Below are 20818 nucleotides of genomic sequence, written 5' to 3'. Positions count from 1 at the left end.
TTGAAACCTGACCCACAAAAGCGGCGGTGGTCGCCGCGTCGAGCGATTCAAATTTTGGTGATTATCCTACTCGTGCTTCTGATTTTCTTTATGGGCAAACAAGTGGATTGGTTGTTAACGCCGGTGCGTCAATTCTTCAGTATCGTCGGGTTACCGATTATTCTGGCGGGGGTGCTCTACTATTTATTGAATCCGCTAGTCGATCGGTTGGAAAAACGGCATCATGTACGCCGGACTTGGACGATTATTGGATTGTTTGTCGTGGTTACTGCGCTGATCGTGTTGGGAATCATCGCAATCATCCCGACGATTCGTGACCAAACGGTGTCGATTATTAATGACTGGCCGACCTATTGGAAAAACGCCAGCACCGAGGTCAATCGATGGATCAATGACCCACAACTGAGTGGGGTTCGCGAGCAGCTCGAAAGTTGGAATACTGATTTAAGTAAGTTGGTCAGTGGCCGTTTCTCTAAATATCTCACGGGTACGGTCACCTCGTTGACGGGGGTCTTTAGCACCGTCACAACGGTGATTATCGGCCTGATTACGATGCCGTTTATTTTGTTCTATCTGCTCCGCGATGGGCATCAATTGCCAAAGTACATGGCAAAGTTCGTACCAACGAAGGCTCGTCAAGGTTTTTTAGATGTCTTGACTGAAATCAACTCACAGGTCAGTAACTATATTCGTGGCCAGTTGACGGTTGCCTTCTTTGTCGCTGTGATGTTTGCGGTCGGTTATAGCATTATCGGGCTTAAATTTGCGTTGACACTGGGAATCGCTGCCGGTGTTTTGAACTTGATTCCGTATTTGGGGTCATTCCTCGCCATGGTGCCATCCGTCGTGATTGCGCTAGTGACCTCGCCCTGGATGCTCGTGCAAGTCTTGATCGTTTTTGTGATTGAACAAACGATTGAAGGCCGGTTCATTTCACCATTAGTCTTAGGTAGCAGTTTGGATATCCATCCCATCACGATTTTGGTGGTCCTGCTGGCCGCTGGAAAAATCTTTGGCTTGATGGGCGTTATCTTTGGGATTCCGGGATACGCAATCCTGAAAGTTTTATGGACCCACTTATTCGGCTGGTATCGGCGCTCGTCCGGCCTATATGAGCCAGAGCCATCAGCTTCAGCGGATAAGACTGAAAAATAGGTTGTGGCTGTGATTGATTGGCCAGTGGTCTTAAATGGATAAAATAAAGGTTCCAGAGAAGTGTCGTCATTTCTCCGGAACCTTTTATTTAGTCTGCGACAAAGCCGTTCAGTCGACCGTCATAATGGCACGGTCTTGCACTTTACCAGCTTGCTTTTTTAACGCCAGGAATCTGGCCGGCGTGGGCCAAACGGCGGAAGTTTAACCGCGACATGCCAAATTTACGAAGGTAGGCGTGGGGCCGACCATCGAGCATGTCACGCCGATGGATCCGAACGGGGGATGCATTGCGCGGTAACTTAGCTAACTCAGCGTAATTACCTTCAGCTTTCAATGCTTGTCGACGTTCGGCGTATTTTGCCACCGTTGCTTCGATTTTCTTTTCTTTTGCAATTTTGGATTTCTTTGCCATCTGAATAAGTCTCCTTTATGTCATAAATGTATGTCATGCAGTCGCAAATTCATTTAGCCAAGTTCAATCAGCCTTTAGAACAGTCATTAAGATACCACATCTAAATCGTAAGGACTACTATTTTGTCCGTCACAATATGGTATGATGGACGCACGGACTTTCAGAGGAAGCGTGCAATATCCGTTGTGGTGGGATTCACGCCGCAGATTGAGAAAGTAAAATCGATGGTCGGATGTCCATCTTCAGTCGGTGAATTACCGCTGTGATCGCAGACATCGTCAGACGACACGAGTAATAAAAATAACCAAGGTAAGGTGAGACCTGTGAAAAAAATTGACCGTGGTATTCAGTTTGTGCAACAAAATATCAGCCGTTTTCGGTGCTTGGTTTGTAACCAAGCCTATGAGACGATTGAAGGCCACAGTTTACGTTGTCCGAATGGGCATCAAGTGGATTTCTCGAAGAAGGGCACGTTGTACTTTTTAACGCACCAAGTCGCTAGTGAATACGATGCGTCAATGTTGGCAGCACGGCGGCGTGTCTTACAAGCCGGATTCTTTGGACCAATCGTTCAAGCAATCAATGCGGCGTTGCCTGAGACGCCCCAGCGAATATTAGATATTGGGAGCGGTGAAGGGACACCTTTAGCTGACCTATTATACTTACATGCCAATCCACAAGACGTCGGAATTGGCTTTGATATCAGTAAGGATGGCGTGAATTTGGCGACGCAATTAACCACGCCGGCCTATTACTGCGTGGCGGATCTGGCGCAATTGCCATTTACGGATGCGGCCTTTACCGCCATCATGGACGTGTTCTCACCATCTGCGTATCAAGAGTTCGAGCGGGTCTTAGCACCGGGTGGGCAACTACTAAAAATTGTTCCAAATCCAGAATACTTAGTCGAGTTACGTCACTTATTATTCAAACCGACTGATCGGCAGTATCAATATGATAATCAACGGGTATTGGACTTGTTTGCACAACACTACCCAACCGCGACACGGCAACAGATTCGCTACCAAGTGACCTTAGATGACATCGACTTCAATGACTTATTGGTCATGACGCCGTTACACTGGGGCGCGGATGCTGAACAGCTCGCAACCGCGAAACAGCAAGGTTTAACCAGTATCACCGTCGATGTCAGTTTACTGACGATGCAAAAAGGTTAGCACGTGCGCTTGCATGATTGGTACACCGGTGTTAAGATAACCTTTGAGAAATCGTTTGGTAGTTAACATCGACATGTCGTTGGTGACTACCGAGTTGTACTTCATTAACGTAGCGTTTCGCCGTGCCCACACCGAAATACTACGTTTTTTTGTGTCCATTTTTAGGTATTATCGATGTGGATGTATTTATGATTAAATCATGCCAATTTAGATTCCTGTTCGTCAGCCGAGGCGCGCCATATTCCGACCTCCGGGGCTGGCTGACAACGCTGGAACAGGGCGGACATCGATTTGAACTCACGCAGAGAACCACTGCGCAATTTCAAATACGAGTCTTCTTCTAGCCCGGGAACCCCACCCGGACAAGAAGAATTTCGCCCTTGAGCATTGTCAGCCAGCCCCTCCAGTCGGGAAGCCACTCGAATGGCAGATGAACGGCCACCTATCTGGGTGCAATTGATCACTGAATATTAAGTGACTGGTCCTTCAGGCAAACACGAGTATGCCAACTTGGCAATTATCAAGGGCTAGTCTTACAGTTGGATGTCAAATAGCTGTTAACTATGAGTCAACGACTAGCTTCTCAAAGGTTGGGTCCGCACATATCCGCCTTTCGAATGTGATTCCCGGCCGGAAGGCGTTTCTGACAATGCTCAGTGGTGAAATTTCACTTAGCAAGCGTTTTTTGCTTGGTTAGTGGAAGGCCAGTATTTAAGACGTGGGTTGTCGGCTTAAATCTGTGTCCACCACGTTCCAGCATTGTCAGAAATGCCTGTAGGCCGGCTAGGACGAACATGTGCTGCAAGTTTACTGCAACTCGCACTGTTTCCAGCGGGTCTCAGCTGGCTGCTTTTGAGCTTGAAAATGGGCATGATTTAATCATCAGCAATGCTAGATAAGAACGATCATATTGCGTGAGTAACGATAAGAAAGCAGACCAATGTCGCAATCAATTTCACGATTGCGACATTGGTCTGCTTATTTGTTGTTTCAATGTATTAAGGTCGCTCAGGAGCGAACGGTCGTGCGATGGCTCAGTAGCAAGCCAAGGATAAACCCGATTAGTGCTGGTACGCTCCAGCCTAAGCCGAGGTTGGCGAGTGGTAGCCAGCTATTTAATCTGATTAACGCCTGTAGCCAAGCGGCGTGTAACCAGGCGGTAGGCATCGCGTTGATGCCGGCTAATATTGCTGGAATCATTGTCCAAGCAGTCGTCATTGCGTATAACCACTTGGATTGGCCTAGCCAGGGTGCCAGGACGGCTAGTAGAATCAAGACGATTGCTAATGGGTACAATAACATTAAGATGGGTGTCGAGTAGCGAATCATTTCTGTAAGACCGACGTTTGCTAGAATTGCTGGAATTAGGCAAGCAATCGTAATCAGCCAGTGATAAGAAATCTTCGGAAACATCCCGTGTAATGTGTCGCCAAAAGCTGTCGTTAAGCCAATCGAGGTCTTTAAACAGGCAATGATCACGATTAGTGCCAGTAATAGGTTACCAAACGGCCCAAAATAGGCGTTGGCAATCTGTGCGAGCGTGATGCCACCATTGGCCGCGTGGCTGAAACGTCCGAGGCTCATTGTGCCCATGATTGCGAGCAGACCGTAAATGACGGCCATCAGGCTCATGCTGATTAAGCCGGCTTTGATAGTGTCCGTGGCGATTTGGCCCGGTTCAGTCACGCCTAAATCACGAATCGCATCAATCACAACGATCCCAAAGGCAAGTGACGCGAGGGCGTCCATCGTGTTGTACCCTTCAGTAAAGCCCGTCAATAATGGGTGGTTGGCGTAAGCGCCACTAGCGGCGACGTTTAATGACCCCAACGGCTTGACGATTGCCACGACCATCAGTAGCCCTAGCAGAATCAAAAAGGCTGGTGTCAGCCATTTGCCAACATAGGTCATGATTTTGCCAGGATTGCGAGCCAGCAACCACGTCACGATGAAAAAGGTTAGTGAGAAGCCCAGCAACACGATTGGCTGTACATTAGTTGACAAAAACGGCGCCAGTCCGATTTGAAAGGCCGTCGTGGCAAGCCGGGGCATTGCAAATAGGGGGCCTAATGTGAAATAGAGTAGCACGGTAAACCCATAAGCATACGGTCGGCTGACGTTGGACGCAAGGTCGAACACGCCTTGACTGCGCGTCAGTCCCATACCAATGACCCCTAGGAGTGGCAAACCAATCCCAGTAATCAAGAGACCAATGATGGCTAAACCGACGTGATGACCCGCTTGTTGTCCCAGATAAATGGGAAAGATTAGATTGCCGGCACCAAAGAACAAGCCGAATAGCATGGTTCCGATGAAGCCTAAATTGCGCCCTGATAAACGGTTCTGCATGAAATCCCCACTTTCAAATTAGCATGGCAATAGTTTAGCATGCTTTGCTGAAAAATTAATTAAAGACCAGTGAGGGACGGGGGATACCCGACAGAGACGAAAATAGTCGTTACAACCCGCGCAAATTGATGTGCAGCTGTAACGACTACCAGTTATATCTGATTTAATTTTGCTGTAATAAGCGGTCCATTTCAGAATAGCGCCAAATCAAGCTTACTGATTGGCGACCGTGAAACGTTCTTGATGGTGTTGTGGTTGCTCAATCTCATCGAGCAAGGCGACTGCCATCGTGCCACTGTTGGTGGTTGAATCTCCATTAGCATCCGTTAGCAAGGTATCGTGACCATATTGGATGGCCGTAGCGGGTCCAGGAGTAAAGTTAGCGGCGGGTGAGATGCCGACCCAGTCCACGTTGGTAACGGTCCGCAAGAAATTCAATTCTGCTAACTGATTTTGAGGAATGGCGACGAATGCGGCATTGGCCGGGTCACTTTCGATATCATGAACGAAGAGGTGAGCGTCGTCACCGGTCGTCAAACTGCCCGCGCCGAGAATGAAGACCAGCCGCGGTTGTTGGCGTTCACGCAGCTGACTCACCAATTTGGTAGCGAGATCCACGTGTAAATAGGCTTTGTCAGGGCTAGTTGCCATGGCGTCAACCACAACGTCGACCGTTTGCAGTTCTGGGAGGGTCAAACTGAAGGCGTCCTTTGCGCGAGTCTCCAAGTGCGCATTGACGGGTAAGTTCGCCAACTTTTCTTCCGAACGACCGATGGCAATCACATCATGGCCGCGTTCAAGTGCCAACTTGGTAATCGTAGAACCAGCCATGCCAGTGGCACCGATAATCATAATTTTCATTATTTTAAATTCCTCCTTTTAACATGGTACGCCGATTAGTATAGCGAAGATTAGTTAAGAAGGCGAACAATGAGTACTAACCGCAAAATTCGCGGTCAGCGCTGAGACATGGTATGATTAATGAGATTGCGAGACGCCAACCTCGCACAGAGACTAAATTTGAACGAGGAAGATTATTTTGACAAACCATATTGCATTATTTGAACCTTTGATGCCTGCTAATACGGGCAATATTGCGCGGACGTGTGCGGGAACGGATACGGCCTTACACTTGATTGAACCCTTAGGCTTTAAAATCGATGACAAGCATTTAAAGCGGGCTGGCTTAGATTATTGGGACAGTGTTGATATTACTTATCATGCTGACTTGCAGGACTTCTTAGCCAGCATTCCAGATTTGGCACAACTCTACCTGGTGTCTAAATTCGCGGAACATGACTATACCGATGTCGACTATCACGACACGAGTAAGGATCATTACTTCCTATTTGGGAAGGAAACGACTGGATTACCGGAACCATTCATGCGGAAATATCCTGAAAAGGCGATTCGAATTCCACAAGATGATTCACATATTCGCGCACTGAACCTCTCGAATTCGGCAGCCATTGTGATTTATGAAGCGTTGCGGCAACAAAACTTTCCTAATCTGGAACGGTCGCACCATTATGAAAACGACAAATTAAAGTAACCACCAACGTGCGCTAGCGGTAATCGTTAGGGTGCGTTTTTTCGCGTCATTGCGGCCGGCTTCGTCAGGTGAAATTGTCGATAGCCAGATGCAGACGTCGCGCCAGAATCTAAACTGAGCGAGCCGTTTAAATGCCACGATCGAGTTGGTACCGTGTTTGTATCACTAAAATCGTCCGACAACTCGTGCTTAACCAGTGTTGCAAGTGAATAAGTGGTTAGCTGATTTCGCCATTTTTTGATGAGGACGGGGGAACTTGAGTTTGTTATAATGGAAGCAGTATTGATTGAGAAAGGATGAACGAAGCGTGGCGCGTAGACAAGCGACAACGAAAAAGCGCCGAACCTCGACGCGTAAAAAGAAGCCAACGGGGGCGGCCAAGCGGCAGATGACCGGAAATGTGATTGGGTTGATTGGTCTCCTGATTACCGTGCTGGCATTGCTAAAAGTCGGCTTAGTGGGGATGGTATTCGCCGAATTTTTCCGGGCAATTGCCGGGAATGCCTATCAGATATTTGCAGGCCTCACGTTGTTGGTAATGGGGTACTTAATGATTTTTGGGCGCTGGCCTCGGTTAACTTGGCGCTGGTGGGTCGGTGGTAATCTATTCTTCTTTAGCTATTTGTTATTATTAGAAATTCCGATGTTTAACGCCCTCAATCGCCACACCGATTTTTGGCGTGTGACTTTGAATTTGATCAAAAACGACTTTGCCAAAGGGGGGATGGCTAGCAATCTCGGTGGTGGCCTAGTTGGCGCTGCGGGGTACAGTGTGACGTATCCATTGTTAGCCAATGTCGGCACCGTTTTAATTGCCCTGATTTTAATGATTACCAGCGTGTATGTAACGTTTGATCTGCCGTTCCATAAAACGATGCAGGCGTTACGTACAGCCCTGATTCAGTTAGGGCATCAGTTGCAGTCTGGCTACGAGCAACTGGCACACTGGGTTCGCGTTCAGATTGCCCGCTGGCGAGTCCATCAACAAGTTCGTGCCAATCAGGCGGATGCGGATCAGTCCAAACCAGCCTCGGATGTGACTTCAGAAGCGCCCAAATCAACGGCACCGACTAGCGCAACCGCGGCACCAAGTTCTGCGACTTCTGCGGCAGCTAAGTCACAGGCGGATCTGAATATTACCGTTGCTAGTGACCGTGAAGCAACGCCAGTATCCAATGCGGCGTCAACGACTGAGTCAAGTGCTGACTCGGAAGCAGATCAAGCCTTGCAAGGGACCGAGGTCATGGATGACGCGGATTATCAATTGCCGGCGCCAACATTACTGACCAAGATTCCCAAAACGGATCAAAGTGATGAGTATGCAACGATTGAAAGTAACTCACAGAAACTCACGACAACGCTGGCGAGTTTTGGCGTACAAGTGGAAGTGAAAAATGTCAGTTTGGGGCCGTCCGTTACGAAATATGAGTTACACCCAGCAGTCGGGGTCAAAGTTAGCAAGGTCGTTAACTTGGCTGATGATCTGGCGTTGGCCTTAGCGGCGAAAGATTTACGAATCGAAGCGCCGATTCCAGGTAAATCGCTGATTGGGATTGAAGTGCCCAACAAGCAGATTTCCACGGTGTCATTCCGTGACATTGTGGAAGCACAGCCTGCTCACTCGACAAAACCACTGGCAGTGCCATTAGGACGCGATGTTTCGGGTAATCTGGTCGTTGCGGACTTATCCAAGATGCCACATCTGTTGATCGCCGGTTCAACCGGTAGTGGGAAATCAGTTGCGATTAACGTGATGATTACGGGATTATTGATGAATACGAAGCCCAGTCAAGTCAAGTTCATGTTGATTGACCCGAAAAAGGTGGAATTAGGGGTGTACAACGGGATTCCACATCTGTTGACACCAGTCGTAACTGAGCCCAAAAAAGCGGCTCGGGCCTTGCATAAAGTGGTTGCTGAAATGGAGCGGCGTTACGAACTGTTTGCGGATTCTAAACAACGCAATATGCAAGGGTATAACCAGTATATCCGGCAACAAAATGCAGCGGATGGCCAAAATCGGCCAGTCTTGCCGTATATCGTTGTCGTCGTCGATGAATTAGCAGATTTGATGATGGTGACTTCGAGTGAAGTTGAAGATGCCATCATTCGCTTGGGTCAGATGGCTCGGGCCGCCGGAATTCACATGATTTTGGCCACGCAACGGCCTTCAGTGGATGTCATTACCGGTTTGATCAAAGCCAACGTGCCATCCCGAATGGCGTTTGCCGTTTCGAGTGGGACCGATTCCCGAACCATTATTGATACCAATGGGGCTGAAAAGTTGCTGGGCCGTGGGGATATGCTCTACCAGCCAATGGGGATGAACAAACCATTGCGGGTACAGGGCGCTTATATTTCAGATAGTGACGTTGAAGCCATCGTCAACTTTATCAAGTCGCAACAGACCGCTGATTATGACGACAGTATGTTAGTCAAAGATGATGAGGCGGATGCTGGTGGTTCTGGTGATCCGCGTGATGGTGAAGATGAATATTATGCGGACGCGGTCGAATTAGTCACCGAGCAGCAGTCGGCGAGCGTGTCAATGTTACAGCGCCGCTTCCGAATCGGTTATAACCGCGCGGCTCGGATCGTCGATGAGATGGAAGAGCGTGGTGTGGTTGGACCGTCCGAGGGCAGTAAACCACGTAAGGTCTACCGTCAAAAAACGGCGGACGAGGCACCAACTAGTGAAACACCATAGTCAGTTGGCTAGTGTCTAAATTTAGCGATAAGCGTTAAAACTAAATCAGATGAGCAATCCTGTTAGGGGCTGTTCATCTGATTTTTTTGTAGTCTTAAGTTTGCGATGAGACAGCGGTAAGTTGCTAAAATAATCGGCATCAGAGTTGAAGTGGCCACGAATTTAATGCTAGACACACATTATGTAGTTGATTTTTCATGTGCGGACTCAACTTTTTGTTGGATTAATCGTTGGCTCTTAGCATACGGTCATTTTGATAGTCAATTGTCAGACTGGTTACTAAAGATAGCAAAACTCCCTTACCCATGTTTTAACTTTTTAATTCAGCGGCTTCACGGAACTTGTCTGTATTTTCCCTAGTTGCCAAAGGTAGCCGAGTCTCGAATTATAAATGAAGGTAATTTTATCGACTAAATTCAAGAATAGTGAATAGTGTCCGTTGAAACTAGTGCCATTGAAATTAATCAATAATATTCAGGCAATCTTTTCTGCATTTAAATGTCATCAATCATCATCGATACCGATTAAACTTTGCCTGAAGGACCAGTCATCTAATATTCAGCGGTCGATTGTACCCAGATGGGTGGCCGTTCATCCGCCATTCGAGCGGATTCCCGACTGGAGGGGCTGGCTGACAATGCTCAGTAGCCAAATTATTCTTAGTCGGAAGTGGGTTGCTTCCGGCTTAGAATAAGACTCGAATTTGAAATTGCGCAGTGGTCTTCTGCGTGAGTTCAAATCGATGTTGGCTACGCTCCAGCAATTGTCAGCCGGCCCCGGAAGGCGGAATAAGGCGCGTCCCTGGCAGACGAACAGCAATCTAGTTGATGGTCCTGTTTCCAGCGGTTTTCAGCTGGCCGCTCTTGACTTTGAATTTCCATCTGTCATAAAGAAATCCGCACAAAAAAATCAGCCCCAGGATGCGCGTGGCAACCGGTGGGACTGACAGGATTGTGAGAATAGCAGCCGTTAATTGGACTTGATTAAAAGGTCAGTAAGCCCAACCCAGAAAGGGCGGTGAGAACTAATGATCCAATTGTTGAAATAATCATTAACCAGATAACGACCATGGTAATCTTTTGGAAGGTTGATTTCTTCTTCATGTTGTTTGTATGCACCACACTTTTCGAGTAATTCTTTCATAGTTTAACGTGGAATCAACTTTTTTTCAATTGAAATTAAAAATAGTCATGATTTCGTAAATATTCAATACTAATGATACACAGGACGATGGGTGCCTGCCATGATCCAGGTAAAGGCGTGGACGAGGCTCACACCGGGCAGCTTGACGTTCATCCCGTAGATTCCGCCGATAATCGTTGGAATTGTGAGGACCATGGTCAAAGAGGTTAAAAATTTCATAACATCGTTCAGGTTATTGGAAATCACTGAGCCAACGAGCTGGCTATATTGCTGCAGAATTTGATTGGTCGTGTCGGTCATATCACGCGCTTGCTGGGTCTCAATTTTAATATCAGCCGTCAATGACTGATGATGAGCGGCCGTGAAGTAGCCCACTGAAGATTCAATGGCATCGAGGGTTGGGCCGTTTTGTTGCAGGGCGGCCTTGAAACGAATCAGTGATTTTTGGTAAGACATGATCCGAAAGAGCTCTGCGTTGTGAGTCGCTTGGTTTAAATGAGATTCAAGGGTCGTGGTCCGTTTATTGATCAAGTTGAGGGCCGTCACGAAGCTGTGCTCGATGTACCACATAATGGCAAGTACGAAATCTTCATGATTATCCAGGCTGAGTTTCGATGATTCAGGGTCCATCACGAAATCTTGAATGAAACTGGCTGAATAATTACTGACGGTGAGCACGACTTGGTCGACTAAAATCAATGCAAATGGATAGACTTGAAATTCTAAGTAGCCTAAATCGCTCGTCGTTAACTTGGGGGTACTGCATCACGATCAGTACTGGTTGGTCATCGTCAGTCGCGCTCAGTTGTTCGGTGCGCGAAACTTCGGCGTCGTCTAAGACAGCCGTTAAGTAGTCGCGTGGTAAGTCGAATTGGTCAACGAGTTGGTCGATTTCATCAATCGTTGGCCGTTCAACGTTGATCCAATATGACGTATCTTGCTGATGGTCAGGGGTGGTCAACAGGCCATTTTTGCCAGTCGCGAAGTATTGTAGCAACGGTCATCCCTCCTATGAAACGTTTAAGCTTATTATAGGGCTGTTTAGAATGATTGAAAAGTTAAACAATAATGGCTATAATCAATTCTGACATTGATGGGGGAGGCAAGAACGGACATGCGTGATTTATGGACCACCTGGTACGGACAATTGATTTTATTAGCGGCCGTTTCAGCCGTGATTTTAGTGCTGAAACGAGTATTGCACCGTTTTTGGCCGCACGGATTAAGATTAATGGATTTTTGGCCCCCATTTTTAATGGTGTTCACCCATTATCTAACCTTACAAGCAACGGATAGTTCGCTAGCGCCCTATGAAGTCCTATCGCTGATGATTTTGGGTATTGGTTTGACGATCATCGAGGCAGTTGAACGCGGAGAAATCCTATACTGGCGCTTCTTCAAGCTGTTTTGGCGCGGGACGGAATTGTTAACGCTAGTCGTCTATTTGCTCGCACTGGGCAGCCATTTCTTTTTACAATGAAAAAAGTTCCCCCACTAAGCCCCACCTAACGAAAGCAACGTTAGGTGGGGCTTTTTTTGACATTTTGTTAACAATTTGGAAAAGTAACAAAACGATGTGGTAGGAAGTGGGGGGGTGTGGTAGACTTAAATTATGATTAATGAAAGGGGTTGATTGGCCGTGGCGTCTAAGATGTTTTTCGGAGAATTTGAGCACGCCTTGGATGCTAAGGGTCGGCTAATCATTCCAGCCAAGTTTCGCGAGTTACTTGGCGATTCATTTGTAATTACCCGTGGGATGGATGGCTGTATTTTCGGTTATCCAGCCGCACGGTGGGCAACACTGCAAGCACAGTTGGATGATTTACCGTTAACACGCAAGGACGCCCGGGCGTTTGTCCGTTTTTTCTACGCAGCAGCAGCTGAGTGTGAATTAGACAAGCAGGGTCGGGTGATGATTCCAACCACGTTGCGACAGTATGCCAAATTAGAGAAACAGTGTGTCATCGTGGGGGTTTCTGATCGGTTTGAAATCTGGGGTGCTGAACAGTGGCAACAGTTTGAGACTGAGACGGAAGCGAACTTCGATGATTTGGCAGAGAATTTGATTGACTTTTAGAATAGATTGAAAGGAGGCGTACGCGTGGCGACATTTGAACATACAACGGTACTTTTACACGAAGCAATTGCGGCACTGAACGTCCGACCAGATGGGATCTACGTCGACTGCACGTTAGGTGGGGGTGGCCATTCTCGAGAGATTTTGCAACAGCTCGGACCGGACGGACATCTCTACAGTTTTGACCAGGATCAGACGGCGATCGACTACAATCAGTCGAACTTAGCAGAGTATTTAGAACGTGGTCAGGTCACGTTTATCAAGAATAACTTCGCTAATTTAAAGTCGGCGCTTGCCGAACAAGGCGTGGACCACGTGGACGGCATTGTTTATGACTTAGGGGTCTCGTCACCACAATTTGATGACGCCTCCCGCGGGTTCTCTTACCGTTATGATGCACCCTTAGATATGCGGATGGATCAGAGCCAGGCATTGACGGCCAAAACGGTGGTCAACACCTGGCCATATGCCGACTTGGTGCGGATTTTCTACCGCTATGGTGAGGAGAAGTTCTCCAAGCAAGTCGCACGGATGATTGAGCGTGAACGCGCCGTGCAACCGATCGAGACGACTGGCCAGTTAGTTGAAATAATTAAAAATGCGATTCCAGCACGTGCGCGCCGAACCGGTGGACATCCAGCCAAACGAGTCTTTCAAGCGATTCGCATTGCAGTCAATAATGAACTCGGCGTCCTAGAGACCTCTTTGGAACAGGCGGTTGATTTGATTAACGTCCACGGACGGGTCAGCGTGATTACGTTCCAGTCGTTGGAGGATCGGTTAGTCAAGACGATTTTCAAAGAACACAGTGCGTTACCGGAACTACCACCTGGTTTGCCAGTGATTCCCGCTGAGATGCAACCAGATTACCAACTCGTCAGTCGCAAGCCGATTTTACCTAGTGCTGACGAGATTGCGGCCAATCGACGCGCGCACAGCGCCAAGCTACGTGCCATCGAACGGATTAAGATGACGAATAACTAATATTAAGGATTGATTAAAGGAGTGATTAACATGGCCCAAAATGGATTAGCGCGGGAGCTGCCGCAACAGACTCCTGGCGCAACCACCCCGGTACATAAGACGACAACTGTTGCAACCCCCAACCCGTCGATCAAGACGCAGCGCGTTGCATTCTCAATGTTCGAAAAAGTATTATGTGTTGGTTTGAGTTTGGTGGTGTTCAGTTTAGCCATTATGTTAGTGTCGACCAACATTACGGCGACTAACGCTGAAAGTGAATTACAGACGGTGCAGGAGAAAGTGTCGAAGGTGCAGGCGAAGAATACGTCGGCCGCCCAAGAAATCAGTGAACTTTCCAGTCGAAGCCGTTTAAATAAAATTGCTAAGCAGTACGGGTTATCGCTCAACAACGGTAGCATAAGGAATGTTTACAAATGAATAAGAACAAACAACGAATGACTTCGAAACGGACACCAAAACAAAATCGTAGAATCTTTGGCCAATGGCTATTTTTCGGTGCGATTGCCGTCTTTGGCGTTTTGGTCATTCGTTTTTCATATATTGCGATCGTGCGCCACGTGAACGGTGTTAATTTGGTTGAGGCAACCAAGAAGTTATATACCGAGGATCAAACCATCACGGCCAAACGCGGCACGATTTATACGGCGAACGGTGATCCAATCGCTGAGGATACGAGTACCTATACGATTTATGCGATCATGGCCAAAAACCAACGGAGTGCGAGTGGTAAGGCATTGTACGTCAAAAACAACGTCAAGGCTGCCAAGGTACTTTCCAAATATTTACCAATTAGTTACAAAAAGGCACTCGCGACGCTACAAAAGGGTGCCGGTAAGTTCCAAATCGAGTTTGGGACTGCGGGTAAAAACATCTCGTTAACGACCAAGGACAAGATTGACGCGCAGAACGTCCCCGGATTGCACTTTATTGAATCAGAAGCACGGCTCTATCCAAACGGCACCTTTGCCTCGCAACTGATTGGCTTGACCACGTCGAAGTCACAAAAAGGGACGGATAAGACCCGCTTGACGGGTTCGATGGGGATTGAGTTAGCGTTCAATAAGCAGTTATCCGGCACGGACGGCCGTAAGACGGTCACCAAGAGTGGCTATCAAGGCACGACCGAGACGGGTAAAAAGGCGAAGGATGGCGATAACGTCTATACGACGATCGATTCCAAGCTGCAAACGTTGCTCGAGACCAAGGTTTCAGAGATTAATTCCAAGGTATCGCCAAAGTCAATGACCGCAACGCTGATGAATGCCAAGACGGGAGCGATTCTAGCCACGACCCAACGGCCAACTTTCAATGCGCAAACTAAGTCCGGTTTATCTAAGATGTGGCGAAACTTGCTCGTTGAAGATACTTACGAACCGGGATCCACGATGAAGGTCTTCACCATGGCGGCGGCCATTGATAGTGGCAAGTATAACGCCAACGTGACAGTGCCAACGGGTGAATATAAGGTTGGCAAGAGCACGGTGCCGGACTGGAACACCAATGGTTGGGGGAACATCACCTATGCTAAGGGATTTGCCCTTTCCAGTAACACCGCGATGGCCCAACTCGAACAGACGATGGGTGCTAAGACCTGGTTGAAATATATCAAGCGTTTTGGCCTGCGGGAGAGTACGAATAGTGGCCTCGCCAACGAACAGAGTGGGTCGATTCAGTTCACGTATCCAATCGAACAAGCAGATACAGCGTTTGGACAAGGGATTCAGGTCACGGCGATGCAAATGCTACGTGGATTCACAGCCATCGCTAATCATGGTAAGATGTTACAGCCATACTTTATTTCAAAGATCACTAATCCGAATACTGGCAAAACAGTTTATAAGGGCAAAAAGAAGGTCGTCAGCCAACCAATCAGTTCGAAGACGGCCAGCAAGGTCCTTGACCATATGCAAGACGTGGTCTACAAGTCATATGGGACCGGGACGGCATACAAAATCAAGGGTTATCGAATCGCTGCTAAGACTGGTACGGCCCAAGTCAGCAACGGGAGTACTTACGAGCAAGGTGATAATACTTACTTGTATTCCGTTGTTGGGATGGCGCCGGCAAAGAATCCGAAGTACATTATGTACATTACGATGAAGCAGCCGACACTTAACGGTAGTTCCGCAGAAGAAGACATGGCTGAGATCTTTGACACGGTCATGAAACGTGCGTTGGAAGAACAAAAAGCCAGCGAAACCACGGCCGCAACGGTCAAGATGAAAGATTTGACCAGTCAGTCGACTAGTGCAGCCGAAAAAGCTGCCAAGAAACAGGGCTTAGACGTGGTGGTCGTCGGTAAAGGGAGCCGTGTGGTCAAGCAGTCGATTTCATCAGGCACGGTCGTCTCAAGTGGTCAACGGGTCATCTTAGTGACGAACGGTCAGATGTATATGCCGAACTTATCTGGTTGGTCTGCCAGTGAAGTGGCTGATTTTGCAACCTTAACGGGGATCAAACTCACGACGAGTGGGACCGGTTATGTCAAGACGCAGAGTGTGACGGCCGGCAACCCGATTGAAGCCAAACAAGCGATTAGTGTGACATTGAAGTAGGTAATCAAGTCTTAGAATGGAGAATTGTTGTGAGTTTATTAGTGTGGGGTGCAACCCTAGTCAGCGGTTTTATAATTGTATTCGCGTTGATGCCGTCATTGATTCGGTATTTCCGCGCTCGTAAAGAGGGCCAGATGATTCGCGAAGAAGGGCCGAAGTGGCATGAGAAAAAATCAGGAACACCAACAATGGGTGGCTTGCTATTCATCGTGGCGATTCTGATCACCACCTTCTGGGTCGGGTTATGGCAACACCAGCTGCAACCGACGACTTGGATTCTGTTATTCATTCTCGTGCTCTACGGGGCCTTAGGGTTCTGGGATGACAGTATCAAGTTATGGCGGAAACAAAATGAAGGCTTGAAAGCTTGGCAAAAGTTATTAGGCCAAATTGTCGGTGCTGTCATTTTGACGGTCGTTTATCAACACGAACACTTGCCAATGGCCCTACGTATTCCGGGTCTTGGTGACTGGTCACTGGGCATCTGGTACATGATTTTTGTCATCATCTGGTTAGTCGGTTTCTCCAACGCCGTCAATCTGACCGATGGCTTGGATGGATTAGTTGCTGGTCAGGCGACGATTGCCTTTGGGGCGTATGCCATCATTGCGCATGCCCAACACCAGTACAACGTGATGCTCTTCTGTTTAGCCGTTGTCGGTTCGTTACTGGGCTTCTTCGTTTATAATCACAAACCAGCCAAAATTTTCATGGGTGACATGGGGTCCTTGGCCCTCGGTGGTGCATTAGCCGCGGTTTCAATTCTGTTGCACCATGAATTATCCTTGTTACTGATTGGGATTATCTTCGTGATTGAGACAGCTTCAGTTATCTTACAAGTCGCTTCGTTCAAGTTGACTGGTAAGCGGATCTTCTTAATGAGTCCGATTCACCACCACTTCGAAATGAAGGGCTGGAGCGAATGGAAGATTGACATTGTCTTTTGGTCAGTCGGTTTAGTTGCAGCGATTATTAGTGTTGCAAGCATCGTTTAATTTAAAGTCATTTAATGGGTTGATTAGGAAATAACTCCTAGTCAACCGTACATAATTGTATTTTGCGGGCCAATTTTACCCAGTTTATCCAGTGGTCGTCAGCACATATCTTCGTTAAAGTGAATACAGCTAGTTCCCGTTGAATCGTCATCTGCATCAAGTGATGGCGCAAAGTTGGCCGCAAATTATGTGACGGGACTAGTGGCTGACAGTCTGTTGGGCAAACAACTACTGACCAACGCTTGGTCGAGTGGTAACACAAATAAGTTGATTAAGTAGTATCTATAAACAATACAGGGAGATCTTGGTTTATGAAGTCGGTTGAGCAGTATCGTAACCAAAAAGTTTTGGTTCTAGGGTTAGCAAAGAGTGGGGTGAACGCCGCACGATTGCTTCACAAATTAGGCGCGTTTGTGACCGTTAACGATAAAAAGGAATTTGATGATAATCCGGACGCCCAGGAACTATTGAGCGACGGTATCAAAGTGATTACGGGAGGCCATCCACTGTCATTACTGGATGAGGATTTTAAGGTCGTTGTCAAAAATCCAGGTATTCCGTATTCTAACCCAATCGTCAGTGGTGCTTTGGCCAAGGGGATTCCGGTCATTACTGAGGTGGAACTTGCTTCCCAAATTTTGGAAGGTGAATTGATCGGTGTGACCGGAACCAATGGTAAGACGACCACCACAACCATGATCACCATGATGTTAAACCAGCGCGCGGATGCTGGTAAGGCCTACGTGGCAGGTAATATTGGGGTGCCAGCTTCGGCAATCGCCCAAAAAGCGACTGCGGCTGACACAATGGTCACGGAGCTTTCGAGTTTTATGCTCTGTGGGATTCGGACCTTACACCCACATATTGCGGTCATCACGAATATTTATTCGACCCATTTGGATTATCACGGTTCACGTGAGAACTACGTTAAGGCCAAAATGCGGATTACGATGAACCAAACGCCAGATGACTATTTCGTCATCAACTGGGATAGTGAAGAATGGCGTGAACTCAGCAAGCAGTCAGCTGCACAGGTGGTCCCATTCTCACGGCAAGCGAACACGAAAGCTGGTGCCTACGAAGAAAATGGTAAGCTGTATTTTAAGGATGAATATATCATGGATGCAGCCGATATTCGGATTCCGGGCGACCACAACGTTGAGAACGCATTGGCTGCAATTACGGTTGCCAAGCTCCAAGCGGTGCCAACGGCCGGTATCGTGCAAGTATTGAAGACTTTCTCAGGTGTTCGGCATCGGACCCAATACGTGGAAACGTATCAAAATCGGCAATTCTACAATGATTCCAAAGCAACTAACTTAGTTTCGACTGAAATGGCCCTCAAAGGGTTTGACCAACCAGTGATTCTACTGGCCGGTGGGTTGGACCGGGGCAATACGTTTGAAAAACTAGCACCAGCTTTGAAAGAACACGTTAAGACGTTAATCGTCTTTGGTGAAACGGCTCAAAAAGTGGCGGACGCTGGTAAATTAGCCGGTATCGACGACATTGTCTTTACCGATAATTGTGAAACTGCCGTACCGATTGCTTGGGAACACAGTCAAGCCAACGACATTATCATGCTCTCACCAGCTTGTGCGAGCTGGGATCAGTATCCTAACTTTGAAGTTCGCGGTGACCGTTTTATCAAGGCCATCGAACAATTAACCGGAAAGGCGGAAGAAAACTAATGCGACTAATGATTTCTGGCGGTGGAACTGGTGGTCACATCTACCCCGCCTTGGCGCTGATCGACGCGCTTAAAGCACACGATCCAGAAGCTCAAGTACAGTTCGTTGGAACTCATCGCGGACTGGAAAGCCGAATCGTGCCCGAACGCGGGATTGATTTTAAAACGATCAAGATTCAAGGCTTCAAACGGTCGTTATCCTTACAAAATGTGAAGACGGTCTACCTGTTCTTAAAGAGTGTGGTCACGGCTCGCAAATATATCAAGACGTTTAAACCGGATGTCGTGGTTGGTACTGGGGGTTATGTCAGTGGGGCTGTCGTATTTGCGGCCAGCCAAATGCATATTCCAACGGTCATTCACGAACAAAACTCCGTGGTCGGGGTGACGAACAAGTTTTTGAGTCGCTTCGTCGACAAAATTGCGATTTCGTTTGAGAGTGCCCGGTCACAATTTCCAGAGCAAAAAGTTGTCATGACGGGTAATCCCCGCGCCCAACAAGTCGCGAATATTAAGAAGACTGGTGCGTTGGCCCAGTTTGAGTTAGATCCTGAAATTCCGACTGCTTTGATTTTTGGAGGTAGTCGGGGGGCCGCACGGATCAATGCTGCGGCCGTTGAAGCCTTACCTGAGCTGGACAAGCGCGATTATCAGACGCTCTTCGTAACGGGTCAGGTTCATTATGACAAGATTAAGGATGGCTTGTCCGCGACAGCCTTGGCACCGAATGTTAAAATCGTACCGTATATCAAAAATATGCCTGCGATTTTGCCTGAGGTAGCCGTGATTCTTGGCCGGGCCGGCGCAACCAGTATTGCGGAAATTACGGCGTTGGGCATTCCATCGATTTTGGTGCCAAGCCCATACGTGACGAACGACCATCAAACTAAGAATGCTCAGAGCCTTGTTAATGCGGGTGCTGCTGAGCTGATCAAAGAATCCGACTTGACCGGGGCAACACTGGTCGCAGCTTTGGATCGATTATTGCAGAGCAGCACGCATCGTGAAGCCATGGCAGCAAATGCCAAGAAGCTTGGAATGCCAGATGCAGCGGACCAATTATTACATGTTTTAGAATCAGTCGTTAAGTCGCACTGAGATTAGAGTGAAAGGGTGGGTGTGATGGCCATTTTCCGTAAAAAGCCGAAAGAACGCGAGCACCCGGAGCAGCTCACCCCATGGGAACGGTTTCAGCGTGAAGCGGCCGAGAACCAACGTGCCGAACAGAAGCGCCATCATCGGTGGTCGGGTAAACGACTCCGAATCGGTGATAAGTTGCCCAAGCTGAAAACGCAGCGGCGGCGGCTACTGTTCAAGCGGGTCGCGATTCTGATGAGTATCTTTTTAGTTGGTGCGGCGGTTGCCGGCTACTTTATCTCACCACTAAGCCATGTTCAAGCGGTCACAGTTCGTGGGACCAACCAGCTAACGACAGCTCAGGTCAAAACGGCTACTAAGATCGATACTGGCGTCGCACTTTGGTCCGTGATTGGTCATGATCAACAGACGACCAAACGCGCCCGTCACGCGCAACCTCAGATTGGCAAGGTAACCACGCAGTTAGTTGGTTATAATCGGGTACGGGTGACGGTCAAAGAGATTCGCATCGCTGGTTATCTATCAACCGGTCAACACTACCGGCGCATCTTGGAGAACGGGTTGATTTTAAAGGGCACTTATTCGCAGCCCGGTGGTGGTTCGCCGATCTATGCCAATTTCAAGAGTGGTCAGCGGCTTGAGAAAATGATTGCCCAATACGCGAAGTTATCATCCGCGGTCAAACATAATATCTCTGAAATCAAGTTTGCACCGAACAAATCGAATCCGGAACGGGTCCACTTGTATATGAATGATGGCAATGAAGTGTATGCGACCATCAGTACTTTTGCTAGCAAGATGGCCTATTATCCGGGGATTTCAGCCAAGATGAAGTCCAAGGGTGTCATCAATCTTGAGGTGGGAGCTTACTCCTATCCGTTCAAGAATCAGAATAATTGATAGAATGCTAAGTGTGACCTTTT

Annotated in this window: 19 protein-coding genes; 13 read left to right on the top strand and 6 right to left on the bottom strand. The window is 47.8% G+C overall.

All coding sequences use genetic code 11. The annotated features are described in order from the left end of the window. Positions 1 to 1155: an AI-2E family transporter gene (locus tag KGF70_RS00615; protein ID WP_216767949.1), complete on the top strand. Its 1155-nt coding sequence runs from the start codon at positions 1 to 3 to the stop codon at positions 1153 to 1155. Positions 1156 to 1297: 142 nt separating this feature from the next. Here the strand turns inward: KGF70_RS00615 and rpsN are convergent, their stop codons facing one another. Further along, a complete protein-coding gene (gene rpsN / locus KGF70_RS00610; protein WP_050338382.1) occupies positions 1298 to 1567 on the bottom strand; it encodes a 30S ribosomal protein S14 in 270 nt (89 codons plus the stop codon). Between the two features lie 323 nt (positions 1568 to 1890). Here rpsN and KGF70_RS00605 point away from each other — a divergent pair, with 323 nt between their 5' ends. After that, entirely contained in the window at positions 1891 to 2745 is an 855-nt protein-coding gene (locus KGF70_RS00605) for a methyltransferase domain-containing protein (RefSeq protein WP_216767948.1), read from the top strand. Positions 2746 to 3753: 1008 nt separating this feature from the next. On the opposite strand, the gene brnQ is transcribed toward KGF70_RS00605, so the two are convergent. Further along, a complete protein-coding gene (brnQ, locus tag KGF70_RS00600) occupies positions 3754 to 5094 on the bottom strand; it encodes a branched-chain amino acid transport system II carrier protein (RefSeq protein ID WP_216767947.1) in 1341 nt (446 codons plus the stop codon). 213 nt (positions 5095 to 5307) lie between these two features. Next, complete coding sequence (locus KGF70_RS00595; RefSeq protein ID WP_216767946.1) at positions 5308 to 5955, bottom strand: NAD(P)-dependent oxidoreductase; 648 nt, start codon at positions 5953 to 5955, stop codon at positions 5308 to 5310. Between the two features lie 178 nt (positions 5956 to 6133). On the opposite strand from KGF70_RS00595, the gene KGF70_RS00590 reads away from it, so the two are divergent. Together KGF70_RS00590 and KGF70_RS00585 are read left to right on the top strand one after the other, a co-directional pair. Next, the gene (locus KGF70_RS00590; protein WP_050338386.1) at positions 6134 to 6646 is read left to right on the top strand and encodes a tRNA (cytidine(34)-2'-O)-methyltransferase; all 513 of its coding nucleotides are present in this window, start codon (positions 6134 to 6136) and stop codon (positions 6644 to 6646) included. A 307-nt stretch (positions 6647 to 6953) separates the two neighbouring features. Then, complete coding sequence (locus KGF70_RS00585) at positions 6954 to 9353, top strand: DNA translocase FtsK (RefSeq protein WP_216786381.1); 2400 nt, start codon at positions 6954 to 6956, stop codon at positions 9351 to 9353. Positions 9354 to 10336: 983 nt separating this feature from the next. On the opposite strand, the gene KGF70_RS00580 is transcribed toward KGF70_RS00585, so the two are convergent. The 3 genes from KGF70_RS00580 to KGF70_RS17140 form a co-directional block, all read right to left on the bottom strand. After that, complete coding sequence (locus KGF70_RS00580; protein ID WP_003645940.1) at positions 10337 to 10456, bottom strand: DUF4044 domain-containing protein; 120 nt, start codon at positions 10454 to 10456, stop codon at positions 10337 to 10339. Between the two features lie 109 nt (positions 10457 to 10565). Beyond that, complete coding sequence (locus KGF70_RS17145) at positions 10566 to 11195, bottom strand: magnesium transporter CorA family protein (RefSeq protein ID WP_253954730.1); 630 nt, start codon at positions 11193 to 11195, stop codon at positions 10566 to 10568. Beyond that, positions 11158 to 11493 (bottom strand): CorA family divalent cation transporter, encoded by a 336-nt coding sequence (locus KGF70_RS17140; protein ID WP_253954729.1) that lies wholly within the window; start codon positions 11491 to 11493, stop codon positions 11158 to 11160. The genes KGF70_RS17145 and KGF70_RS17140 overlap by 38 nt, the downstream gene beginning before the upstream one ends. A gap of 117 nt (positions 11494 to 11610) precedes the next feature. Here KGF70_RS17140 and KGF70_RS00570 point away from each other — a divergent pair, with 117 nt between their 5' ends. From KGF70_RS00570 to KGF70_RS00530, 9 genes are all read left to right on the top strand, one after another. Next, positions 11611 to 11976 (top strand): DUF3397 domain-containing protein, encoded by a 366-nt coding sequence (locus KGF70_RS00570; RefSeq protein ID WP_050338388.1) that lies wholly within the window; start codon positions 11611 to 11613, stop codon positions 11974 to 11976. Between the two features lie 171 nt (positions 11977 to 12147). Continuing rightward, positions 12148 to 12573, top strand: coding sequence for a division/cell wall cluster transcriptional repressor MraZ (gene mraZ / locus KGF70_RS00565; RefSeq protein WP_031267795.1), 426 nt, complete (start codon positions 12148 to 12150; stop codon positions 12571 to 12573). A gap of 24 nt (positions 12574 to 12597) precedes the next feature. Beyond that, positions 12598 to 13557: a 16S rRNA (cytosine(1402)-N(4))-methyltransferase RsmH gene (gene rsmH, locus KGF70_RS00560; RefSeq protein ID WP_050338389.1), complete on the top strand. Its 960-nt coding sequence runs from the start codon at positions 12598 to 12600 to the stop codon at positions 13555 to 13557. 30 nt (positions 13558 to 13587) lie between these two features. Continuing rightward, complete coding sequence (gene ftsL / locus KGF70_RS00555; protein ID WP_050338390.1) at positions 13588 to 13974, top strand: cell division protein FtsL; 387 nt, start codon at positions 13588 to 13590, stop codon at positions 13972 to 13974. Then, positions 13971 to 16112 carry a penicillin-binding transpeptidase domain-containing protein gene (locus KGF70_RS00550; protein WP_216767944.1) on the top strand — a complete coding sequence of 714 codons (2142 nt, stop codon included), beginning with the start codon at positions 13971 to 13973 and terminating at the stop codon, positions 16110 to 16112. Before ftsL ends, KGF70_RS00550 begins: the two co-directional genes overlap by 4 nt. A 29-nt stretch (positions 16113 to 16141) precedes the next feature. Continuing rightward, positions 16142 to 17107, top strand: a complete 966-nt coding sequence (gene mraY, locus KGF70_RS00545) for a phospho-N-acetylmuramoyl-pentapeptide-transferase (RefSeq protein WP_003639080.1) — start codon at positions 16142 to 16144, stop codon at positions 17105 to 17107. Positions 17108 to 17418: 311 nt separating this feature from the next. Further along, entirely contained in the window at positions 17419 to 18798 is a 1380-nt protein-coding gene (gene murD / locus KGF70_RS00540) for a UDP-N-acetylmuramoyl-L-alanine--D-glutamate ligase (protein WP_056952347.1), read from the top strand. Next, positions 18798 to 19895 (top strand): undecaprenyldiphospho-muramoylpentapeptide beta-N-acetylglucosaminyltransferase, encoded by a 1098-nt coding sequence (murG, locus tag KGF70_RS00535; protein ID WP_105961402.1) that lies wholly within the window; start codon positions 18798 to 18800, stop codon positions 19893 to 19895. The genes murD and murG overlap by 1 nt, the downstream gene beginning before the upstream one ends. 24 nt (positions 19896 to 19919) lie before the next feature. After that, positions 19920 to 20795, top strand: a complete 876-nt coding sequence (locus KGF70_RS00530; RefSeq protein ID WP_050338394.1) for a cell division protein FtsQ/DivIB — start codon at positions 19920 to 19922, stop codon at positions 20793 to 20795. Positions 20796 to 20818: the final 23 nt, after the last annotated feature.

Origin of the sequence: Lactiplantibacillus sp. 7.2.4, from assembly GCF_018991185.1 — a bacterium.
Lineage (GTDB): Bacteria > Bacillota > Bacilli > Lactobacillales > Lactobacillaceae > Lactiplantibacillus > Lactiplantibacillus pentosus.
The sequence above is the reverse complement of the archived record's forward strand: the minus strand, read 5'-3'. Positions and strand labels throughout refer to the sequence as shown.

Coding starts and splice junctions, on each gene's coding strand:
- rpsN (WP_050338382.1), bottom strand. CDS start 1,567: ATGGCAAAGAAATCCAAAATTGCAAAAGAAAAGAAAATCGAAGCAACG.
- murD (WP_056952347.1), top strand. CDS start 17,419: ATGAAGTCGGTTGAGCAGTATCGTAACCAAAAAGTTTTGGTTCTAGGG.
- KGF70_RS00530 (WP_050338394.1), top strand. CDS start 19,920: ATGGCCATTTTCCGTAAAAAGCCGAAAGAACGCGAGCACCCGGAGCAG.
- brnQ (WP_216767947.1), bottom strand. CDS start 5,094: ATGCAGAACCGTTTATCAGGGCGCAATTTAGGCTTCATCGGAACCATG.
- ftsL (WP_050338390.1), top strand. CDS start 13,588: ATGGCCCAAAATGGATTAGCGCGGGAGCTGCCGCAACAGACTCCTGGC.
- KGF70_RS00595 (WP_216767946.1), bottom strand. CDS start 5,955: ATGAAAATTATGATTATCGGTGCCACTGGCATGGCTGGTTCTACGATT.
- KGF70_RS00550 (WP_216767944.1), top strand. CDS start 13,971: ATGAATAAGAACAAACAACGAATGACTTCGAAACGGACACCAAAACAA.
- KGF70_RS00580 (WP_003645940.1), bottom strand. CDS start 10,456: ATGAAGAAGAAATCAACCTTCCAAAAGATTACCATGGTCGTTATCTGG.
- murG (WP_105961402.1), top strand. CDS start 18,798: ATGCGACTAATGATTTCTGGCGGTGGAACTGGTGGTCACATCTACCCC.
- mraZ (WP_031267795.1), top strand. CDS start 12,148: ATGTTTTTCGGAGAATTTGAGCACGCCTTGGATGCTAAGGGTCGGCTA.
- KGF70_RS00570 (WP_050338388.1), top strand. CDS start 11,611: ATGCGTGATTTATGGACCACCTGGTACGGACAATTGATTTTATTAGCG.